The organism is Micromonospora sp. M51, assembly GCF_018070305.1.
In the GTDB taxonomy this organism is placed as follows: domain Bacteria; phylum Actinomycetota; class Actinomycetes; order Mycobacteriales; family Micromonosporaceae; genus Micromonospora; species Micromonospora parva.
Genome location: NZ_JAGPXZ010001047.1, coordinates 1 through 1,642, shown reverse-complemented (window position 1 = coordinate 1,642; position 1,642 = coordinate 1). Strand labels below are relative to the sequence as shown.

Sequence of the window (1,642 nt, the reverse complement as noted above, 5' to 3'; positions counted from 1 at the left end):
CACCGCGTACTTCCTGGAGTTCGCCTGGACCGCCAGCGACCACCTCCGGCGCGCCGAACAGCTGCACTGGTTGCGACTGCTCGACGCCGAGCGGGACAACCTGCACGCGGCGTTGCGCCGGGCCACGGCCGCCGGTGACGCGTCCGACGCGGCCGGGATGGTCGCCGCCCTGTCGTTCTACTGGTGGCTGCGCGGCATGCGCGGGGAAGGGGCCCGGCTGGCGGCCGACGTCCTCGGTGTGCTCGGCCCCGAAGCGCCTGCGGCGCTGCGCGAGGAGTACACGCTCTGCGTCTACAACGCCTCGCTCGGTGGATCGGGGCCGCTGGACTCGCTGACGACGCAGCGTTCCGTCATCCGCAGTCTCGACCGTCCGCCCCGGCAACCCTTCCTGCTGTATCTGTCCGGGATCTCGGCCGGACCGCCGTCCGGCGGGTCCGAGCACGTCAACGAGCTGATGCGGGAGCTGCGGCGGCTGGTCGGCTCCGACGTGTGGATCAACGCGCTGGGCGCAATGGGCAGTGGCTCGGCGCAGATGTGGAGTGGCCGGTGGGACCAGGCCGCGACGGCACTGGAGACCGCACTCGACGGCTTCCGGCAGGCCGGGGACCGCTGGGGGTCCATGATCACGCTGGGCGTGCTCGGCGAACTCGCCGCCTGGCGTGACGATCCGGAAGCGGCGGGTGCACACATGGACCAGGCCATGAGATTGGCCGAGGAACTCGAATCGACTGTCGACCGGGCCGACATGCTGCGTACCCGGGGCGAGATCAGGCTGCGCGCCGGTGACCTCGGCGCCGCGGGCGACGACTTCGCCGCCGCCCTGCTCCTCGCGCAGCGCAGCGGCGCACCGGAGTTCGTCTCCGGCGCCCGGCTCGGCCTCGCCCAGGTTGCCCGGCTGCGCGGTGACCTGGCCGAGGCGAGGCGGTTCTGCGAAGCGGCGCTGACCGGCGGACTCACCGGCTGGTACGTCGGCGACGCCACCCGTACGGAGATCATGTTCGTTCTCGAACAGATCACCGAGGCGGAGAAGGCCGGCCCTGGTGCGCCGCCGTCAGCGGAGCGTGCGTGACCCGTCAGCGAGCCACCGCACGGTGGGGGCATGACGACATTCGACGTGGTGGCCGAAGGGCTGGGTAAGCGCTACGGCCCCACCCGCGCGCTGGACACCTTCCACCTGGCCGTGCCGGCCGGCACCGTGTACGGGCTGCTCGGCCCCAACGGCGCGGGCAAGACGACGGCGGTACGGATCCTCACCACGCTGCTGCGCTTCGACAGCGGCACCGCCAGCGTGGCCGGGTACGACGTGCTGCGCCAGCCCGACGAGGTGCGCGCCCGGATCGGGCTGACCGGGCAGTACGCCGCGGTGGACGAGACCCTCAGTGGTCGGCAGAACCTGGAACTGTTCGGCCGGCAGTTCCGGCTCGGCCGAGGGGCTGCCCGCCGACGCGCCGACGAACTGCTGGAACGGTTCGGGCTGAGCGAGGCGGCGAACCGGTCCGCGGGCGAGTACTCGGGCGGGATGCGCCGCCGGCTGGACCTCGCCGCCAGCCTGATCCGTACCCCTCGGGTGCTCTTCCTCGACGAGCCGACGACCGGCCTGGACCCGCGCAGCCGCAACCAGGTGTGGGACCTGGTCCGGGGC

The 1,642-nt window shown here is 72.7% G+C and carries 1 protein-coding gene and 1 pseudogene; both read left to right on the top strand.

All coding sequences use genetic code 11. From position 1 onward, the window contains the following. Nucleotides 1-1,069, top strand: a pseudogene (locus KBX53_RS32315) (AfsR/SARP family transcriptional regulator); the annotation flags it as partial. A 30-nt stretch (nucleotides 1,070-1,099) separates the two neighbouring features. Next, the coding region (locus tag KBX53_RS32310; RefSeq protein WP_210863640.1) for an ATP-binding cassette domain-containing protein at nucleotides 1,100-1,642 on the top strand (543 nt) is incomplete at its 3' end.